The organism is Xenorhabdus sp. PR6a (assembly GCF_028599065.1).
Lineage (GTDB): Bacteria > Pseudomonadota > Gammaproteobacteria > Enterobacterales > Enterobacteriaceae > Xenorhabdus > Xenorhabdus doucetiae.
The window spans coordinates 62,811-83,107 of sequence record NZ_JAQRFJ010000005.1 but is presented as its reverse complement, the minus strand read 5'-3'; the positions used below and the strand labels follow the sequence as shown (position 1 = coordinate 83,107).

Sequence of the window (20,297 nt, the reverse complement as noted above, 5' to 3'; positions counted from 1 at the left end):
CCACCGTTTAATCAATCAATTAAAATCGTGCGTTGTTCTTTTGCCGATTTCTCACCTGCCTCAATCAGTTTCATAATCAGAATAGCTTCACCGGCAGTGACTGGATTCGATTTTCCAAACAAAATTGCATCACGAATAGCCGCATAATAAGCGCCATAATTGCCCGGCACCGTTGGAATAACTTTGGTCGCTAAGTCATCACCTTGTGACAACGTCACATACCCATCCCGTGCATCATATCCCCAGTCGACCCGTGGCGGCCTTTCCCCTGCTTTCAGGCGTTCTTCCTGAGGATCTAAACCATATTTGGTATAACTCCCGGCCATACCATGCAAAGTATAAATGGGTGATTCCACTGCTGCGAGCATGGTTGCATGTAATACCACTTTCAAATTGGGATAAGTGAGCTGTGCATGAAAATAATCCGCAGTTTCTGCATTTGGGCGTATCATGCCTAAATCGGTTGTGATGGCTTGGGGTTTGCCAAACAGTTGAACCGCCTGATCCAGTAAGTGCGGGGCTAAATCATACCAAATGCCGCTGCCGGCTCCGGCAGCTTCGCGCCAACGCTGGCGAACAACGGGACGATAACGATCAAAGTGGGCTTCATAATATTTTAGTGCGCCCAGTTTATTTTCTTTAATGATTGACTTCACGGTCAGAAAGCCAGAATCCCAACGGCGATTATGGAATACAGACAGCAATAATTTCGCCTCTTCGGCTTGTTTTTTCAGCGATTGAGCCTGTTCTACGGTAATAGTAAAAGGCTTATCGACGATAACATGTTTACCCGCAGCCAACGCCTTTTGCGCTAATGGGTAGTGCGTATCATTTGGCGTTGGGATCACAATCAGGTCAATGTTGGGATCATTGAAAAGCGCTTCCGGCGAGGAAACAACGGATACTGTTGACCAATCTTTTTTTACTTTATCTGCATCACTGCTGGAAATAGCCACCAATTCAACATTGGGCGTCCCCGCAATCAATGGTGCATGGAATGTCTTACTTGCATAACCATAACCCACCAAACCAACTTTTAAGAAATCACTCATAACTGCCCCTAAAAAATGATCGTAATATCACGCAAATACTGTAAGCAGGTAACAAAGCATCAAAAAGTACCACTACTTATCACAGGTTAGCAACTAATCCGAATTCCAGTTCCACGCTCTTTTTCCTATAATCATTTCCTATATCAAAAAACACGCATGATGGAATGAAAAATTCTTATGTATCAATCCAATGATTATTATCGCATTAACGGTTGGTTATTAGCGCCTGCCGCCTATCTCATCATGACATTAATCGCCGCCAGTTTAATGCTGCTGTTATATATGATGACCTTTATCCATAAAAATGAAGCTATTCATCAAATCAGCGGTGGCTTTACCACGCTGTGGTATACTTCGGTATTAACCACGGCAATAATGTGGTGTTTTACTGCCTGGGTATTAAAACTACTTTTTATTCGTTCGAAACGATTCCCGCGTATTTTTATTATTTGGCTGATGATTTCCGTTCTGATCGCGGTAAAGACCTTCGCCTTTTCTCCCATTTCTGATGAAATGGCAATACGCTCCCTATTATGGCCATTACTGGCTGCCGCAGCTTTCGTTCCTTATATTAAACGTTCCCATCGGGTGAAAATGACTTTCACACAAGATCGATAACATACCCCACAATTGATTGTTATCATTCCCCCCACTTGCCCCACATTCAAGTGGGGGAATGTCTATTCAAACTATGTAAGCAGTGTTCCATTTTCCAATCTATTATTTTCAGGTATAGCAATGACTGAATACCTTCTGTTATTTATTGGCACAGTTTTGGTCAATAACTTTGTTTTGGTAAAGTTTTTGGGCTTATGCCCGTTTATGGGGGTTTCCAAAAAACTCGAAACGGCCATCGGCATGGGGTTGGCAACAACATTTGTTCTCACCCTGGCTTCTATCAGCTCATGGCTGATAAACTCGTTTATTCTTATCCCGCTTGATTTGGTTTATTTACGCACCCTGAGTTTTATTCTCGTCACGGCGGTCGTCGTTCAGTTTACTGAATTAGTTATCCGCAAGACCAGTCCGGCACTTTATCGCCTGTTGGGGATTTTCCTGCCACTGATTACCACCAACTGCGCTGTACTTGGCGTTGCGCTGCTCAATGCCAACCAATCCCACGGCTTTTTACAATCGGCTGTCTATGGTTTCAGCGCTGCCGCAGGTTTTTCTCTCGTCATGGTGTTGTTTGCCGCGATTCGAGAACGTCTGGCCGTTGCCAATATTCCGGCTCCTTTTCGTGGTTCATCGATAGGGCTTATCACTGCGGGGTTAATGTCCCTCGCATTTATGGGCTTTAGTGGTTTGGTGAAATTCTAATGATGTCATTATGGATAGCGATCGGCGTATTAAGTGTACTCGGATTAGCCTTTGGCTTAATTCTGGGTTTTGCTGCCCGCCGTTTTAAAGTGGAAGAAGATCCGATTGTCGAAAAAATCGATAATTTATTGCCCCAGAGTCAATGTGGACAGTGCAGCTACCCTGGTTGTCGCCCTTACGCGGAAGCCGTTGCCAACAATGGTGAGATGATCAATAAATGCGCTCCCGGTGGCGAGCAGGTTATGCTCAAAATCTCTGAGTTATTAAGTGTTGATCCACAACCGCTGGATGGTGACGAAAGCGTGCAAAACCCAGCCAGAAAAGTGGCTTTCATTGATGAAGAAAACTGTATCGGCTGCACAAAATGCATTCAGGCTTGCCCTGTCGATGCCATTATTGGCGCAAACCGTGCCATGCACACCGTTGTCGAAGATCTCTGCACAGGTTGTGACCTATGCGTCGCGCCTTGCCCAACCGATTGCATTACGATGATCCCCGTTGCTACAACTACCTCAAATTGGAAATGGGATTTAAACACCATTCCGGTAAAAAACATTCCTGCCACCCCAGAACCGGCGTTGTTCTCTCCAGCGAAGCATGTTGAGGTGAAAGCCAATGTTTAATCTGTTCAACTTGCTGAATAAGAATAAAATCTGGGATTTTGATGGTGGTATCCATCCGCCAGAAATGAAACTGCAATCTAGCTGTACCCCATTACGCTATGCTCCATTGCCGGATGAATTGATCATTCCTCTACAGCAACATTTGGGGCCAGAGGGTGAATTGCTGGTTAAAGCGGGTGATAAGGTCTTAAAAGGCCAGCCGTTAACGGTTGGCATGGGCAGGACAGTCCCTGTTCATGCGTCCACATCAGGAACCATTATCGCCATTGAACCTTGCGTCACCGCTCATCCTTCTGGACTGAAAGAATTGTGTGTCCGCTTGCGTCCTGATGGTAAAGACCAATGGGGGAAACGCATCCAAGCCGCTGATTACACCACACTGGATGCTAATGAAATATTGCAACGCATTCAGCAAGCGGGTATTGCCGGCTTAGGGGGTGCTGGTTTTCCGACTGAAACAAAACTCAAAGGTGGCCGGCATAATCTCAAGACGCTGATCATCAATGCGGCTGAATGTGAACCCTATATCACTGCTGATGACCGTTTAATGCAGGAACATGCGCAAGAGATTATTGCGGGTATCCGTATTTTAATCCACCTGCTCAATCCAACGCAGGTGCTAATTGGGATTGAAGATAACAAACCCGATGCCATTCATGCCCTAAACACCGCACTCAAGGGTGATAAGTCCATTACTGTACGGGTTATTCCAACAAAATATCCCTCTGGTGGTGCCAAGCAATTGACCAAAATCCTGACCGGAAAAGAAGTTCCTTCTGGTGGACGCTCTTCCGGCATCGGCGTTCTTATGCAAAACGTGGGCACCGTCGTGGCAATAAAGCGCGCCATTATTGATGGTGAGCCATTAATTGAACGTGTCGTCACGCTGACCGGTGAATCCGTCACTTCTCCCGGTAATTTCTGGGCCCGTCTTGGCACGCCGGTTCAATTCCTGTTACAGCAAGCGGGATTTAATCCAGGATCGGGGCAAATGGTCATTATGGGTGGGCCGTTAATGGGTTTTACTTTGCCTGACCTGAATGTTCCCATCGTCAAAATCAGTAACTGTATTCTGGCGCCTTCGGTACAAGAGATGGAACCTAAAGCCATTGAAGAGGCGTGCATCCGTTGCGGTTTATGTGTTGAAGCGTGCCCTGCGGGATTATTGCCTCAACAACTGTATTGGTTCAGCCGTGGGCAAGAACATGAAAAAGCGAAAGATCACCATTTATTTGACTGTATTGAATGTGGTGCCTGTGCTTATGTGTGCCCAAGTAATATTCCTTTAGTCCAATACTATCGACAAGAAAAAGCCGAAATACGGGCTATAGACGCAGAAGCACGCCGCTCTGCTGAAGCGAAGCTACGTTTTGAAGCCAAGCAAGCCCGTCTGGAACGGGAAAAATTGGCGCGCGAAGAACGCCATAAAAAAGCGGCGGTTCAAGTGGATAGCAGCGATAAGAATGCGGTACAAGCGGCTCTTGCCCGTGTGAAAGAAAAACAGGGAAATGCGGGTGAATCTATCATGGTGCAAGCAGGTCAATCACCTGACAACGCAGCGGCAATTGCGGCACGTAAGGCCAGAAAAGAACAGTTACGTGCCCGTCAGGCAGAGAAACCCATTACCACCAGCCCAGATATAGAGACATCAACACCGCCGGCGGAAGACAGCGACCCACGTAAAGCCGCCCTCGCCGCTGCGATAGCCAGAGCCAAAGCGAAAAAAGCCGCCCAAAGCCAGCCTGAGCCAACGCCGCCACCGGCTGTTTCCGCAGAACCGGAAGAAACCGATCCGCGTAAAGCGGCTGTCGCTGCGGCTATTGCCCGTGCTAAAGCGAAAAAAGCCGCCCAAGCTCAAGAAGAACAAAAAGTCACAACAGAATAGTGAAATTTATCGATGAAATTTAGGCCAGTAAACACTGACAACAGTTCATTAAAAGTCGCAAGTTCGCCTTTTACCCACAGTCAAAAAAGCACCAGCCGGATCATGATTTGGGTGGTTTTAGCTGCCGTACCCGGTATTGCAGTACAGACCTACTTCTTTGGCTATGGAACATTATTCCAGATCTTGCTGGCGGTCATGACGGCATTGCTGGCAGAATCTGCGGCTATTGCGCTAAAAAAACAACTCATACTTCCCTACCTGAAAGATAATTCAGCTCTCGTTACAGGGTTACTGTTAGGTATTAGCCTGCCGCCATTAGCACCGTGGTGGCTAATCGTACTTGGGACATTCTTTGCCATCATTATTGCGAAGCACCTGTATGGCGGGCTTGGGCAAAACCCATTTAACCCGGCCATGGTCGGCTATGTCGTTCTGCTGATCTCATTTCCTGTCCAAATGACCAGTTGGATGCCCCCGGAGTCTTTACAGGCATCAACCTTAACGCCGTGGGATAGCTTGATGGTCATTTTCACAGGGCATACGCCAGAGGGTTCCACTTTATTGCAACTGCAACAAAGCATTGATGGAATGAGTCAAGCCACACCGCTGGATAGTTTTAAAACTGGCAGACTGACTCACCATATTGATGAAGTATTGCAACAACCTATATTACAAGGTGTTTTGGCAGGTATTGGCTGGCAGTGGGTGAATATGGCTTATTTAGCCGGTGGCCTGATGATGCTCAATCGAAAAGTCATTCACTGGCAAATTCCCACAGCCTTTATTTTGTCGTTAGGTATTTGTGCCGTGATTAGCTGGCTGCTTGATCCCAACCGCTATTCACCGCCTTTATTGCAACTCTTTTCCGGTGCAACCATGTTAGGCGCATTTTTTATTGCAACTGACCCAGTTAGCGCATCAACAACACCAAAAGGTCGCCTGGTTTACGGCGCCATGATTGGTGGGCTTATTTGGATAATTCGTGTGTATGGGGGTTATCCCGATGCGGTGGCATTTGCAGTATTACTGGCAAATATCTGTGTACCCCTTATTGACCATTACACCCAACCTCGTGCTTACGGCCATAAATAGGAAAGAGAGAATACTATGTTAGAAACTATGCGTCGCCACGGTATTACCCTTGCTATTTTCGCGGCCTGTACCACCGGGTTAACGGCACTGGTTTATTCGTTGACAAAGGACCGGATCGCCGAACAAGCTGCTTTGCAGCATAAGGTATTACTGGATCAAGTTGTTCCGCCTGCTTTATACGATAATGATATGCAGAATGAATGTTATCTGGTGACAAACATTGCCTTAGGCAACGAACAACCTCACCGGCTTTATCTCGCCCGTAAAAAAGGCGCTCCAGTTGCCGCTGCGTTGGAAAGCACAGCGCCTGATGGTTATTCAGGTGCAATTCAATTACTGGTGGGCGCGAACTTTTCTGGCAACGTGCTAGGTGTCCGAGTCACTGAACATCATGAAACACCGGGTTTGGGGGATAAAATTGAGGCCCGAATTTCCGATTGGATCTATGCTTTCTCTGGCAAGAAAGTAATGTCAAAGGATGATCATAACTGGGCGGTCAAAAAAGACGGCGGGGAATTTGACCAATTTACCGGTGCAACCATTACTCCCCGTGCTGTCGTCAATGCCGTTAAACGGACAACGCTTTATCTGGAAACCGTACCGGAACAACTTTCCTCGCTACCCACTTGTGAAGAGAAATAATCATGAATGAAACGAAGAACCTATTTATTCAGGGACTCTGGAAAAACAACTCCGCGTTGGTACAGCTTTTAGGGCTTTGCCCTTTGTTGGCTGTTTCCTCGACGGCAACCAATGCCTTGGGATTAGGATTGGCTACCACACTAGTTTTAGTGTGTACCAACATTGCAGTATCAGCCTTACGGCGTTGGGTGCCCCATGAAATTCGTATTCCCATTTATGTGATAATCATCGCGTCTGTCGTCAGTGCCGTCCAGATGTTAATCAATGCCTTTGCTTTTGGTCTTTATCAATCATTGGGGATTTTTATTCCCTTGATTGTGACTAACTGTATTGTCATTGGCCGTGCCGAAGCCTACGCCTCAAAGAACTCGATTTATCATTCGACAATTGATGGTCTTTCAATGGGATTAGGTGCGACTTTTGCTTTATTTGTTTTAGGCGCCATGCGGGAAATTTTAGGAAACGGGACTCTTTTTGATGGTGCAGATTTATTGCTGGGAAGTTGGGCCAAATCCCTGCGCATTGAAATCATTCATATGGATTCCCCTTTCCTGCTCGCCATTCTCCCACCAGGTGCTTTTATTGGGTTGGGTTTGCTACTGGCAGGAAAATATCTCATTGATGAGCGCATCAAAAATCAGGTAAAAAATGAAGAACGCCAGTATAACGTAGAAAAAGGCTGTGGAAGTCATATTACAAGAAGCTGAAGGTGTAACCAGATATGAATCAACAAAAACGGGTTGAGATCCTCACCCGCTTACGGGATAGCAATCCGCATCCAACAACTGAGCTGGTGTTCAACTCGCCATTTGAGTTATTAATTTCTGTTTTACTGTCTGCTCAGGCCACGGATGTCAGCGTAAATAAGGCAACGGCAAAACTGTATCCCGTTGCCAATACCCCGCAGGCGATCCTTGATTTGGGCGTTGAGGGTTTAAAGACGTATATAAAAACGATTGGGTTATATAACACCAAAGCCGAAAATGTGATTAAAACCTGCCGGTTATTACTGGAAAAACATCAAGGAGAAGTACCGGAAGATCGCGCAGCGCTGGAAGCGCTGCCGGGAGTCGGCCGGAAAACGGCTAATGTTGTCTTAAATACGGCTTTTGGCTGGCCAACCATTGCCGTTGACACGCATATTTTTCGCGTCAGCAATCGGACTCAATTCGCACCAGGGAAAAACGTGGATGAAGTTGAGAAGAACTTATTGAAATTCGTACCATCCGAATTCAAGGTTGATTGCCACCATTGGCTGATTCTGCATGGTCGCTACACTTGTATTGCCCGTAAACCGCGCTGTGGCTCCTGTATTATTGAAGATCTTTGTGAATATACGGATAAAACCGAATAATAAAAAACCATAAAATCTTACCATCTTAAATCTCCATCAGCCTGTCCCCTGTCTAATCATCAATGGCAGGAGACAGGCTAAATAAACCATTATTGTTGTATTTCCCCTTTTCTTACCCCTTAAATTGTTGGATGGCTTTTTGTGTTTTTGAGTTAATGTTTGTGGTTATGGTTGTAACCTTATGAGTATGTTGTAACTAAAACTCACTGTTAATTCATATTGCCTGTTTTCTTCGTAGAACATCGCATTTTTTTGGCTTACACCACAATTTTTCCTGTTTTGATAAGATGTTACTTGCTCCACACTTCCGATTCGCGTAAAACTGTTGTCCAAAATTATCGATAATAACTCCATATTCTCCAGATATTATGTTTCAAAATAATCCGCTGCTTGCGCAGCTAAAACAGCAACTTCACGCTCAGACCCAGCGCGTAGAAGGTTTAGTCAAAGGAACTGAGAAAGGCTTTGGATTTTTAGAAGTCGACGGTCAAAAAAGTTATTTCATCCCACCTCCCTACATGAAAAAAGTCATGCACGGTGATCGAATTACCGCTGCGATCCACATAGACAAAGAAAAAGAAATTGCCGATCCTGAATCTCTGGTTGAACCTTTTCTGACCCGTTTTGTCGGCAGAGTTCAGAAGAAAGAAAACGACAATCGGCTATGGATTATTCCGGATCATCCATTATTAAAAGACTTTATCCCTTGTCGTCCGGCAAACCACGTTGACCATACGTTTGAACATGGCGATTGGGCCGTGGCGGAAATGCGCCGGCATCCCCTGAAAGGCGATCGCGGTTTTCACGCTGAAATCACTGGCTATATTACGCAAGATGATGACCACTACGCCCCGTGGTGGGTAACATTAACTCGCCACAGCCTAGAACGTGAAGCGCCTGTAATGACAGATTGCCTGTTGGACGAAAGCGCCGAACGCGTTGATCTGACCGCGCTTGATTTTGTCACTATTGACAGTGCAACCACCGAGGATATGGATGATGCTCTGCACATCACCAAAAACGATGATGGCAGCCTGAAACTTTCTATTGCCATTGCCGATCCCACCGCTTATATCAAGGCCGGTAGTGAACTGGACAAAATTGCCTATCAACGCAGTTTCACCAATTATCTGCCGGGCTTCAATATTCCCATGCTCCCGCGTGAGCTCTCTGATGATCTATGTTCTTTGCGTCCTAATATGCGCCGTCCGGCTCTGGTTTGCCAGGTTTCTATTCTGGAAAATGGTCAATTGGGCGATGATATTCAATTCTTCTCCGCATGGGTTGAATCTAAATTTAAACTGGTTTACGACGAAGTCTCAGACTGGTTAGAAGGTCAGGAAGGTTGGAAACCAAAGTCAGACGCCGTTACCACCCAAATCACACTGCTGAAAGAGATGTGCGAACGCCGCAATTACTGGCGTCTGCAAAACGCGCTGGTTTTCAAGGAGCGCCCGGATTACCGGTTTATCCTTGATGAAGGCGGCCATGTTATTGATATCGTTATAGAACAACGCCGTTCAGCCAACCGTATTGTTGAAGAAGCCATGATCACCGCGAATTTATGTGCCGCGAAAATTCTGCGTGATAAATTGGGCTTTGGTATTTATAACGTTCATACTGGCTTTGAACCGACCCAGATTGAGCAAGTCGTTGACGTCCTTAAAGAGCATGGCATTGAAGCTGAGGCTCAAGCATTACTGCAACTGGAAGGGTTCTGTGAATTGCGCCGTGAGCTGGATAAACAACCGACCCAATTCCTCGATAGCCGTATCCGCCGTTTCCAAACTTTTGCTGAAATCAAAACAGAACCCGGCCCACACTTTGGTCTGGGATTTGATGCTTACGCGACCTGGACATCCCCTATCCGTAAATACAGCGATATCATCAACCACCGTTTGTTGAAGGCAATTATCCAGCAAGCTGAAGCAGATAAACCCACCGAAGATCTCTGCCTGCAATTGACAGACCGCCGCCGGGCTAACCGCATGGCAGAACGTGATGTTGGCGACTGGCTTTATGCCCGTTTCTTGCAACCTCACGCCGGCACAGATAAAACATTCCCGGCAGAAATTATCGATATTACCCGTGGTGGCCTGCGAGTCCGGCTGGTAGATAACGGTGCCATCGCTTTCGTTCCCGGCCCCTTCCTGCATGCCGTTCGTGATGAAATTCAATGCAGTCAGGAAACCGGTTCCGTCTTAATTAAATGCGAAACGGTTCACCGTTTGAATGACATCATCAACGTCCGCATTGAAGATGTCAGAATGGAAACCCGCAATATTGTGGCACGTCCTGTATAGGCTAATTCCACAAGTCATTTCTATAAAACTGCCGCCATTTATGGCGGCAGTTTTATAAGGACTCCCATATGAACTGGATTGGTTTCGCAACCGCCCTTGCTTCCTTACTGAGTGTATTATTCACTCTCCCAGCCAGTGCAACTGTGCATACAAATCAAATTGTTCACCAGAATGAAATATCGCCGTCAAAAAAGGCAAATGAGATCATGCACCAGCTTGCCATGTTGGAGAAGAATGCTAACGGCCGGCTTGGGGCAGTATTGATAGACACATCTGATCATTCCACCCTCTCTTACCGCGCAAATGAGCGTTTTCCCCTATGCAGCACCAGTAAGTTGATGGCGGTATCCGCGATTCTGAAACAAAGCGAAACCGATGCTCACTTATTGCACCAGCGAATTCACTATCAACCATCAGATCTTGTTGAATACAGCCCGATTACGGAAAAACATCTCAAAGAGGGCATGACATTGGCAGAATTGAGCGCGGCAACACTACAATATAGTGATAATACCGCGATGAATTTGCTTCTTAATCAATTGAATGGCCCAGATGGTGTCACAGCATTTGCCCGCACTATCGGTGACCATGATTTTCGCCTTGATCGCCAAGAACCTGAATTAAATACCGTCGTGCCAGGTGATGAACGCGATACCTCCACCCCGCAAGCCATGGCAAACAGTTTATCTCATTTAGCGTTGGGAAATGCCTTAGCGACAACGCAACGTGAACAATTGGTTGCGTGGTTAAAAGGAAATACAACCGGTAGCACCAGCATTCGTGCGGGAGTGCCCAAGGATTGGATTGTTGGAGATAAAACAGGCCGCTGCGATTACGGTACAACAAATGATATTGCGGTCATTTGGCCAGTGCCCAAACGTGCACCATTGGTTTTGGTGACTTATTTCACTCAGCCAGATGATAAACAAGCCCATGCCCGCCCTGATGTATTAGCCACCGCCACACGTATTATGACGCAGAATTTTTAGTCTAACTAACAAGCTATACAGCCAATAAACTGCATAGCTTGCTTATCACAAATGGATTTAGCCCCCAGCTAATTTGACTTTCATCCCTTTTGCTTCCAGCAATTGTTTCAGCAAATCACGCTTATCACCTTGGATTTCAATTTCACCTTCTCTGACAGAACCGCCACAACCGCATTTTTTCTTTAATTCGGCGGCCAACTTAGCCAACGTTTGGTCATCGGCATCAATGCCCGTGATCACACAAACGCCTTTCCCTTTACGGCCACTGGTTTGGCGCTGAATACGCACAATCCCATCACCTTTCGGGCGAGAAGGTTTTATTTTTTCTTCCTGAATGCGGCCACCCTCCGTTGAATAAACCAAGCGAGAGTTATTATCCATGAATGACTCCAATCGATTGATTAATCTGCGCTAAGGTCAATGCCGGATTTTCTGCACGGGTAATGGGACGCCCGATCACCATATAATCCACCCCAGCCTGAACCGCCTGAGGTGGTGTCATAATCCGACGCTGATCGCCCGCTTCTGTACCTTCAGGGCGAATACCCGGCGTAACAAGTTGGAAGGCCTGACCACATACTGTTTTCAATTGCTGCGCTTCATGGGCGGAACAGACGACACCATCCAAGCCACACTGTTTAGTCAATAGTGCCAAGCGTTCCGCCTGCTGCGCTGGAGTGACATTAATGCCTGCGTCCAACAGATCAGATTGTTCCATACTGGTCAGCACAGTAACAGCAATCAACAGAGGTGCATCATTACCGTAAGGCAACAAGGCTTCTTTCGCGGCTGTCATCATCCTCGCCCCACCACTCGCATGAACATTCACCATCCATACGCTCAGTTCAGCCGCAGCCGCAACGGCTCTTGCCGTTGTATTGGGAATATCGTGAAACTTAAGATCCAAAAACACATCAAAACCACGCTGATGCAGCGCCTGAACAAATTGCGGGCCATACAGGGTAAACATTTCTTTGCCCACTTTCAGACGACAGGATTGTGGATCGATTTTATCGACAAATGCCAGCGCGGCATCCTGATTGTCATAATCCAGTGCAACAATAACAGGCGAGTTAATCTGTTTATTTAAAGTTTGTACTGTGTGGGAAGTCATTTCTAGGCCCTTTGATTTACTAAAATAGCAACATGCAACATAATAGTGACAGTGTCACTGACCATCCAATCCTCGGATCGGTTTAATCGAATCCCAAGAACGACATGAAGGACAATGCCAATATAATGAGCGGGAAGTGAAGCCACATTTGTGGCATCGATAATCAGGTTTTGTGCGGATTTGCTCACCGACCATATTACGCAAAAGGATCAGGCTTTCTTTCGCCCGCCCTTCTTCTGCCTCCGCCAGATGATAATCCATCAGACGATAAAATAGCCTCATTGTTGGATGGCGTTCCAACTGACGGTTAATGTAAATTTGGGCGACATCACGCCCTTCTTTTTTCTCAAGGATATCCGCCATATAAAGTTCAGCAATCGCACCACTTTGTTCTTCTACACAGCGCTGGACAAAAGATTGCCACTCATCCGGTTGGGAGAGATATTGGTAACACTCTTGCAACATTGACAAAGATTCACTGATCAGTTGTTTATCTTGATCGAGGATCCGTTTCAATGCATGGGTGGCTTTACGATATTCCCCCTGGGCCATATAAATACGGCCAAGCATGATAGAAGTACGGGCACAATTTTTGTCTGCCTGAGACGCTTTATTCAGATAGCCGATCGCATCCGTAAAATCGTCACTCCCCATACATTGCAGGGCCAACTCACAATAGAAATGGGCGATCTCTTCCCGAAAATGGTGTTTACCCAGTTTTACGAGTTTTTCAGCGATCTCAATGGCTTTATTCCAGTCACTGGTTGACTGATAGATAGTTAGCAAGGAGTTAAAAGCATTTTCACGGAAATCCGTTTCGTCAACCAATTGAACGAACATATTTTCAGCGCGGTCATAGACTCCGGCAGCCATATAATCTTGCCCAAGCTGCTGGATCGCAAGCAAACGTTGTTCAAATGTCAGGGAAGCACTTTCCATCAGGGACTGGTGAATACGGATGGCTCTTTCAACTTCACCACGGGAACGGAATAGATTTCCCAGTGTCAGGTGGGCCTCAAATGCAGAACTGTCCTCTTTCAGCATATCAAGAAATAAATCTACTGCCTTATCCTGCTGATTAGAGAGCAAAAAGTTAACACCATCAACATATTCACGTGAGAGGCGATCAGCCGATTGCTGTTTGTCTTGTTGAGCACTTCTGCGCCCCATATACCAGCCATAAGCCGCAGCAATGGGAAGCAACAGAAACAACAGCTCTAACATGGAGAATTATTCCTTGGTTAATGCTACGGTAGATACGGCCTTTGTGGATAATTCAGAGGACTTCCCCACTTGAGTTTCAAGGCGCTTGATTTTGCGTTTCGCCTGTCGCAAAGCAACACAAGTGCGCAGGTAAAAAGCCCCACAAACTCCCCAACCGAGGATAAAACCAACAGCAAACAGCGCCGCCAGCAATGTGGATACAGAATAATCACCTTTGGCAATCAAATAATTAAACGTCACAATCTGATTATTATTTGCTCCCAGTGTCACTGAGATAACAAAAACAACCAGGGCCAGTAATAAAATCAGAAAATATTTCACATTTTTTCCTGTTATCTATCGTTGCTGATTGGTTATGCCAAATAACAGACATAGTGGCGTGCTAAATTAGCATTTCTCGTCTACGCACGTCTACGTAGAGGAAGCAATTTATTGCCACAAACACAGATTTTCCTCTATTTCTCTCTTTTTGTGATAAGTACATCCGCAAAAATCTGCCTATAGTTTAGCATGTTAATATATTTCCCATTAAAGAACCTGACGCTTTATATTCATGCATACTAATAATTTCTGTTACAATGCGTCGGCGTGCATGCGTTGTCATCAGAGAAATTTTTTTGCGTAGTTTTAGCTGATTTCTCAACCGGTATTGTTCTGAGTACGCAATATTTATAACGAGTCAAATCAATATATGAATACAAAAATACAGCTAAAACGAGTAGCTGAAGCTAAATTACCTACGCCTTGGGGCGAGTTTTTAATGATTGGATTTGAAGAAATCAAAACAGGCCGCGATCATGTTGCGCTTGTTTTCGGCGACATTTCTGGCGATAAACCTGTATTATCGCGTATTCACTCAGAATGCCTTACTGGAGATGCTTTATTCAGCCTAAGATGCGACTGTGGTTTTCAATTAGAAGCCGCACTTGCGCAAATTAGTCAGGAAGGCCGTGGTATTTTGCTTTATCACCGCCAAGAAGGCCGCAATATTGGCTTGCTGAATAAAATCCGTGCCTATGCTTTGCAGGATCAAGGTATTGATACCGTTGAGGCCAATCACCAATTAGGTTTCGCTGCTGATGAAAGGGATTTCACCCTGTGTTCAGACATGTATAAGTTATTGAATATTAATGCCGTTCGCCTTCTTACCAACAACCCTAAAAAAGTTGAAATCATGGTAGAAGCGGGTATCAATATCGTCGAGCGTGTCCCGCTGATTGTGGGGCGCAATCCCCAAAATACTCACTATTTGGATACCAAAGCCAGCCGAATGGGTCACCTGCTGCCCAAGTCAAGCTAAAAGCTCTCTCATGACTTTTTGTCAAATCTGCAAAAAACTGCGCTGGTGTGGGCGCAGTTTTTATTTTTTCTGATTGATACCTATTTCAGTTTTTTGTTATTTCAGCATATTACGAATAACATAATGTAAAATGCCATCATTATAGAAATAAGCCAGTTCTGTTCCGGTATCAATGCGGCAACGAGTATTAATCACAATCTCCTGTCCATTGGCATAGGTCATTTTCACCGCAATAGTCTGCCCCGGCTGAATATGCGCTAATCCTGTAATATCAACTCTCTCTTCTCCCGTCAGGTTTAATGTCTTGCGGCTAACACCTTGGGGAAACTCCAATGGCAAAACCCCCATACCAATCAAGTTAGAACGGTGAATACGTTCAAAAGATTCTGCAATCACCACTCTAACCCCCAGTAATCTTGTCCCTTTTGCAGCCCAGTCACGGCTTGATCCTGAACCATATTCTTTACCCGCAATAACAGCTAAGGGTATTTTTTCCTCTTGATAACGCATGGCAGCATCATAAATGGCGAGTTGAGATTGTGAAGGAATATGACGGGTAACTCCTCCTTCAACCCCTGATACCATCTCATTGCGAATACGAATATTGGCAAACGTTCCCCGCATCATCACCTCATGATTACCACGCCTTGAGCCATAAGAGTTAAAATCTTTTGGTGCAACACCATGCTCTTGCAAGTAACGCCCGGCAGGACTGTCAGCCTTGATATTTCCCGCCGGGGAAATGTGATCCGTCGTAACTGAATCGCCTAAGATCGCCAAAATGTGAGCCTGATGAATATCGGTAACGGGTTTAGGTTCAGCCGTCATATCACTGAAAAAAGGGGGATGCCGTATATAAGTGGAATCCGGCTGCCAAGGATAAGTCGCAGAACTTTCGACACTCAGAGATTGCCAACTTTCGTCACCATCAAACACAGAATTATATTCTTTATGGAACATTTCAGTTCTGACTTTGCCAATCGCTTCTGCAACTTCGGTACTATTCGGCCAGATATCCTTCAAATAAACCTCATTGCCTTGTTGATCTTTCCCGACAGGCTCTCGCGTCAGATCCTTTTTCATACTGCCGGAAAGCGCATAGGCCACTACCAGCGGTGGTGATGCTAACCAGTTTGTTTTCACCAATGGATGAATACGTCCCTCAAAATTTCGGTTACCGGAAAGTACCGCCCCAACGGTGAGATCAGATTGTTTGATTGCGGCTTCAATCGGATCAGGTAATGGCCCGGAATTACCAATACAGGTAGTACAGCCATACCCCACCAGATTAAAACCCAGTTGTTCCAGATAGGGCATGAAACCGGCCAGTTCCAGATAACTTGTTACAACTTTCGAACCAGGAGCCAGTGAAGTTTTAACCCACGGTTGACGCTGCAAGCCTTTCTCAATCGCTTTTTTGGCAAGTAAACCCGCCGTCATCAATACGCTGGGATTAGAGGTATTGGTACAAGAAGTAATGGCGGCAATCACCACAGCCCCTTCTTGCAATGAAAAAGTTTGGTTATCTAAGGTCACCGATACCGCTGATAACGGTTTTTGCGATTTATGGATATCCAGCTCGATAGCGGACTGAAAAGCCTGGGGCACATTCCCCAAGGCGACTCTGTCTTGAGGACGTTTCGGCCCAGCCAAACTGGCTTCAACCGTCGACATATCCAACGCAAGGGTACTCGTAAAAACAGGCTCATCACCCGCATTACGCCATAAGCCCTGAGTTTTGCAATAGGCTTCAACCAAAGCGATTTCTTCTTCATCGCGTCCGGTTAAGCGCATATAATCTAATGTAATGTCATCAACCGGGAAGAAACCGCAAGTTGCCCCATATTCAGGAGACATATTGGCAATGGTTGCCCTGTCTGCCAGCGGCAAATCAGATAATCCATCCCCATAAAATTCAACAAATTTGCCCACAACACCGTGCTGGCGCAGCATCTGTGTCACCGTCAGCACAAGGTCGGTTGCCGTGATCCCTTCTGGCAATTTTCCGGTCAGTTTAAAGCCAACAACATCGGGGATCAGCATGGAAACGGGTTGCCCCAGCATGGCTGCCTCGGCCTCAATGCCCCCAACGCCCCAACCCAAAACGCCCAATCCATTAATCATGGTGGTGTGAGAATCCGTTCCGACCAGCGTATCGGGATAGGCAAAATTTTTACCCTCCTGATTTTCATACCAGACGGCTTTCCCCAGATATTCAAGGTTAACCTGATGGCAGATCCCCGTTCCCGGAGGGACAACGCGGAACCGATTAAAAGCCTGCTGCCCCCAACGCAAGAACAGATAACGTTCATAGTTACGTGCCATTTCTATCTGAACGTTTTCTGAAAATGCCTGCTCAGTGCCAAATTTATCCACCATGACCGAGTGATCAATCACCAAATCAACCGGGGATAACGGATTAACCTGTTCAACATTGCCACCGAGTTTCAACACCGCTTCCCGCATCGCCGCAAGATCCACGACCGCCGGTACGCCGGTAAAATCCTGCATAAGTACGCGGGCGGGACGATAGGCAATTTCCCGGTCTGCATGACCGGTTTTTTGCCATGCCACCAGCGCCTTCAAATCATCTTCCACAACAGATTCACCATCGATATTGCGCAGAAGATTTTCAAGCAAAACTTTCAGGGATTTTGGTAAACGGGCTATATCGCCCAATTGTTCAGATAACAATGGTAAGCTGTAATAGTGATAGGTTTTACTGTCAGAGGTTTTACTATCAATAGATCTATTTTCACTCGTTTTGCTTCCAATCAAGAGTGTTGAAGCACAGTCCGTTTTCAATTTAAACGACATAACTCCTCCTTTCTTATTATTTATGGTTAACTACATCATTAAACATAACATATAAGTAAATATTTGTTATTCCGTAACCACACATTTTGTTAACTAGTTGTAAATTCTTATTTATTGATAAATTTTAATGATGACATCGCTAAAGTAGATATGTTTTATTCAAGTCATAAGAGTTTGATCGCATCGACTCTATATTTTCTACGCATTTCTGGCTAAATAGATTGTAAATTACGACTTAAAAAATGAAGGCATATTCAGAATATTTAATGAGTTTATTAGAGATTGGAGAGATTAAGTTATGGATACAGAAAAAAATAGAGAGTACCAACATTACGTAAGCCACATACAGCAAGCAGATCAGTTCTTTTCGACGGGGATTAACCCTAAATTTTCTTTGTCGGACTATCGACTTAGCGATACTGACGGTCTTGTTCAATTTATTATTACCTCAAATATTGTCGACAAAGCCTCTGTAATACAGAAAATGAATGAAATTAAAAAAATACAGATAGCGCTTTCTTCAATAGCGGCTGGCTACATCAGCCAATATACCCATATTCACGGCCAAGAATATAAGACTGACATTCAATTTTGGGGAGATATCATGGCAAAACTGCCACTGATGAGCGTTATGAATATCGAAAGTCAAACTTATCAGCATGAAATGAAAGGTGTTTCGATTGCAACAAATTTACTCCAACTCATCATGGATATTATTTTAAATGCAAACTCCCCCAGCTTGAAAAATTTTTCCGATTTCCTGCAAAAACAAGGTGATGCTATCAGACTGGGATTGAAGCGAAATGGTAATCATTATTCCACTCTCACCTTGGCCAGTGTTATTGAAGCGGTTGGCATTGAAGATCACGTTATGTATGTTCCTAAAATGAAACTGTATAAAATAGATTTTGACAGAACCAACTCAGAAGTGACGTCGAACTGCGCCTCTAATGAAAATATTAATGTTGGATTCACTTACTCCTCTTGTGTTTCCTTATTTCATTATCAGGCGTTAGAAGATCAAGATGTCAAAACAGCTTTCGATAATTTCATGCTTAAAAACCAAAAAACGTCAATAGAAGATTCAGATAGTTTTTTCAATGGTGAATTTAAGACGGTGCTTCCAAAAGAAGCATAAATCTCCTCTTCTTTGACGGGTACACATATTCCGTTTGTATTTAATTATATATCTCCCTATCTGGTACGAATCTGAAAATGCCATACCTACTTGGGATTACACGGCTGTTCATTGTTACGGTGTCACAAAAATTTTAAGCGGTGATGAAACTAAACTGGCTTTAGAAGCCTTGCTGATCAACGTGGCGTTTATACAGCTTTGAGCGAAAGTAACAGGGCTGACGATAAAAAATTAGCTAACTATATGAAAATACACAATATAGGCACAGGAAAGTGACTCTATGGAAGCGGGACAAAGATGAAGATAAAAAGAAACCCCCTCCTTATTCTTTAAGGAGGGGGTTTCATGTTTAATCCATTCTTTAAACTATTTTTTATACTATCGGTAAATCAATATCTTTGAACATTTCTTCGATTTCTTCATTGGAGCGCAATGCAATGGCTTTATCCACAACATCACGCGTCAAATGCGGAGCAAATCGCCAAATAAAATCATACATATAGCTACGCAGGAAACTACTGCGTCGAAAGCCAATCTTGGTTGTGCTGTAACCAAATTTATCACGCATATCAATACGCACGAGATCGCTGTCCTGCACAGGTTCTACAGCCATACTGGCAATCACACCAACCCCTAGTCCCAACCGCACATAAGTCTTAATCACATCCGCATCTGTTGCGGTGAAGACAATTTTAGGTTTCAAACCCGCCCGATCAAAAGCCACATCCAACTCAGAGCGTCCAGTAAAACCAAAGGTATAGGTGACAATCGGATATTCTGCCAATTCTTCAATCGTCACGTTCTGTCTATTCGCAAGTGGATGATCTTTTGTCACTACAACAGAACGATTCCAATGATAACAAGGCAACATAATCAGATCGCTATAAAGGTGAAGCGCTTCCGTTGCTATCGCAAAATCGCTATTTCCTTTGCATACCTCTTCTGCAATTTGAGTTGGAGACCCTTGGTGCATGTGCAGTGATACATTGGGATAACGTGCAATAAACCCCTTAATAATAGGAGGTAAAGCATATCTTGCTTGCGTATGGGTAGTCGCTATATATAAAGAACCCCGATCGGGATAGGTGTGTTCACTGGCAACAGAACGAATTGAATCAATTTTTGACAAAACCTCACGTGAAATACGGACAATTTCTTCACCAGCCGGAGTCACGTGCGTCAAATGTTTACCACTGCGAGCAAATATCTGAATCCCCAATTCATCTTCGAGCATCCTAACCTGTTTGCTGATCCCCGGTTGAGAGGTATACAACCCTTCTGCTGTAGAAGATACATTTAGATTGTGATTAACCACCTCTACAATATAACGCAATTGCTGTAGTTTCATATCAGCACTGTCCCTAATAATCAAATGTATGAATGTTTTGTAGTTTAATTAATTTCTATATTGCTAATGGTTACCCGCTTATAACTATATAGAATA

Annotated in this window: 20 protein-coding genes; 13 read left to right on the top strand and 7 right to left on the bottom strand. The window is 44.8% G+C overall.

Annotation, left to right across the window (positions count from 1 at the left end; translation table 11 throughout):
- Window positions 1-11: 11 nt before the first annotated feature.
- Window positions 12-1,052, bottom strand: coding sequence for an oxidoreductase (locus tag PSI15_RS02765; RefSeq protein ID WP_273582194.1), 1,041 nt, complete (start codon window positions 1,050-1,052; stop codon window positions 12-14).
- Window positions 1,053-1,229: 177 nt separating this feature from the next.
- Here PSI15_RS02765 and PSI15_RS02760 point away from each other — a divergent pair, with 177 nt between their 5' ends.
- From PSI15_RS02760 to bla, 10 genes are all read left to right on the top strand, one after another.
- Entirely contained in the window at window positions 1,230-1,670 is a 441-nt protein-coding gene (locus PSI15_RS02760) for a DUF2569 domain-containing protein (protein WP_273582193.1), read from the top strand.
- Between the two features lie 120 nt (window positions 1,671-1,790).
- Window positions 1,791-2,372 (top strand): electron transport complex subunit RsxA, encoded by a 582-nt coding sequence (gene rsxA / locus PSI15_RS02755; RefSeq protein WP_045970852.1) that lies wholly within the window; start codon window positions 1,791-1,793, stop codon window positions 2,370-2,372.
- Window positions 2,372-2,995: an electron transport complex subunit RsxB gene (gene rsxB / locus PSI15_RS02750; RefSeq protein WP_045970854.1), complete on the top strand. Its 624-nt coding sequence runs from the start codon at window positions 2,372-2,374 to the stop codon at window positions 2,993-2,995. Before rsxA ends, rsxB begins: the two co-directional genes overlap by 1 nt.
- Complete coding sequence (gene rsxC / locus PSI15_RS02745) at window positions 2,988-4,880, top strand: electron transport complex subunit RsxC (protein WP_273582192.1); 1,893 nt, start codon at window positions 2,988-2,990, stop codon at window positions 4,878-4,880. The genes rsxB and rsxC overlap by 8 nt, the downstream gene beginning before the upstream one ends.
- Before the next feature lie 12 nt (window positions 4,881-4,892).
- Window positions 4,893-5,972 (top strand): electron transport complex subunit RsxD, encoded by a 1,080-nt coding sequence (gene rsxD / locus PSI15_RS02740; protein ID WP_273582191.1) that lies wholly within the window; start codon window positions 4,893-4,895, stop codon window positions 5,970-5,972.
- 15 nt (window positions 5,973-5,987) lie between these two features.
- Entirely contained in the window at window positions 5,988-6,614 is a 627-nt protein-coding gene (gene rsxG / locus PSI15_RS02735; protein WP_273582190.1) for an electron transport complex subunit RsxG, read from the top strand.
- 2 nt (window positions 6,615-6,616) lie between these two features.
- Entirely contained in the window at window positions 6,617-7,321 is a 705-nt protein-coding gene (locus PSI15_RS02730; RefSeq protein WP_273582189.1) for an electron transport complex subunit E, read from the top strand.
- Window positions 7,322-7,335: 14 nt separating this feature from the next.
- Window positions 7,336-7,968, top strand: a complete 633-nt coding sequence (gene nth, locus PSI15_RS02725) for an endonuclease III (protein WP_273582188.1) — start codon at window positions 7,336-7,338, stop codon at window positions 7,966-7,968.
- Window positions 7,969-8,336: 368 nt separating this feature from the next.
- Window positions 8,337-10,271 (top strand): exoribonuclease II, encoded by a 1,935-nt coding sequence (locus PSI15_RS02720; RefSeq protein WP_273582187.1) that lies wholly within the window; start codon window positions 8,337-8,339, stop codon window positions 10,269-10,271.
- A gap of 68 nt (window positions 10,272-10,339) precedes the next feature.
- Window positions 10,340-11,260: a class A beta-lactamase gene (gene bla / locus PSI15_RS02715; RefSeq protein ID WP_273582186.1), complete on the top strand. Its 921-nt coding sequence runs from the start codon at window positions 10,340-10,342 to the stop codon at window positions 11,258-11,260.
- 57 nt (window positions 11,261-11,317) lie between these two features.
- Here the strand turns inward: bla and yciH are convergent, their stop codons facing one another.
- Genes yciH through PSI15_RS02695 form a run of 4 tightly spaced genes read right to left on the bottom strand, consistent with a single transcriptional unit; the run spans window position 11,318 to window position 13,919 of the window.
- Complete coding sequence (yciH, locus tag PSI15_RS02710) at window positions 11,318-11,641, bottom strand: stress response translation initiation inhibitor YciH (protein ID WP_273582185.1); 324 nt, start codon at window positions 11,639-11,641, stop codon at window positions 11,318-11,320.
- Window positions 11,634-12,374, bottom strand: a complete 741-nt coding sequence (gene pyrF / locus PSI15_RS02705) for an orotidine-5'-phosphate decarboxylase (RefSeq protein ID WP_273582184.1) — start codon at window positions 12,372-12,374, stop codon at window positions 11,634-11,636. The genes yciH and pyrF overlap by 8 nt, the downstream gene beginning before the upstream one ends.
- A gap of 54 nt (window positions 12,375-12,428) precedes the next feature.
- Complete coding sequence (lapB, locus tag PSI15_RS02700; RefSeq protein WP_273582183.1) at window positions 12,429-13,598, bottom strand: lipopolysaccharide assembly protein LapB; 1,170 nt, start codon at window positions 13,596-13,598, stop codon at window positions 12,429-12,431.
- Between the two features lie 6 nt (window positions 13,599-13,604).
- Window positions 13,605-13,919, bottom strand: coding sequence for a LapA family protein (locus PSI15_RS02695; protein ID WP_045970880.1), 315 nt, complete (start codon window positions 13,917-13,919; stop codon window positions 13,605-13,607).
- Between the two features lie 382 nt (window positions 13,920-14,301).
- Between PSI15_RS02695 and ribA the strand changes: the two genes are divergently transcribed.
- Window positions 14,302-14,898 (top strand): GTP cyclohydrolase II, encoded by a 597-nt coding sequence (ribA, locus tag PSI15_RS02690; protein WP_045973477.1) that lies wholly within the window; start codon window positions 14,302-14,304, stop codon window positions 14,896-14,898.
- Window positions 14,899-14,994: 96 nt separating this feature from the next.
- Here ribA and acnA read toward each other — a convergent pair whose 3' ends face one another.
- Window positions 14,995-17,715 carry an aconitate hydratase AcnA gene (acnA, locus tag PSI15_RS02685; protein WP_273582182.1) on the bottom strand — a complete coding sequence of 907 codons (2,721 nt, stop codon included), beginning with the start codon at window positions 17,713-17,715 and terminating at the stop codon, window positions 14,995-14,997.
- A gap of 298 nt (window positions 17,716-18,013) precedes the next feature.
- Between acnA and PSI15_RS02680 the strand changes: the two genes are divergently transcribed.
- Complete coding sequence (locus PSI15_RS02680; RefSeq protein WP_273582181.1) at window positions 18,014-18,853, top strand: hypothetical protein; 840 nt, start codon at window positions 18,014-18,016, stop codon at window positions 18,851-18,853.
- 34 nt (window positions 18,854-18,887) lie between these two features.
- On the top strand, window positions 18,888-19,055 hold the full coding sequence (locus tag PSI15_RS18540; protein ID WP_443256065.1) for an FMN-binding negative transcriptional regulator: 168 nt from the start codon (window positions 18,888-18,890) through the stop codon (window positions 19,053-19,055).
- A gap of 171 nt (window positions 19,056-19,226) precedes the next feature.
- Here PSI15_RS18540 and cysB read toward each other — a convergent pair whose 3' ends face one another.
- Complete coding sequence (gene cysB / locus PSI15_RS02675) at window positions 19,227-20,201, bottom strand: HTH-type transcriptional regulator CysB (RefSeq protein WP_045970884.1); 975 nt, start codon at window positions 20,199-20,201, stop codon at window positions 19,227-19,229.
- Window positions 20,202-20,297: the final 96 nt, after the last annotated feature.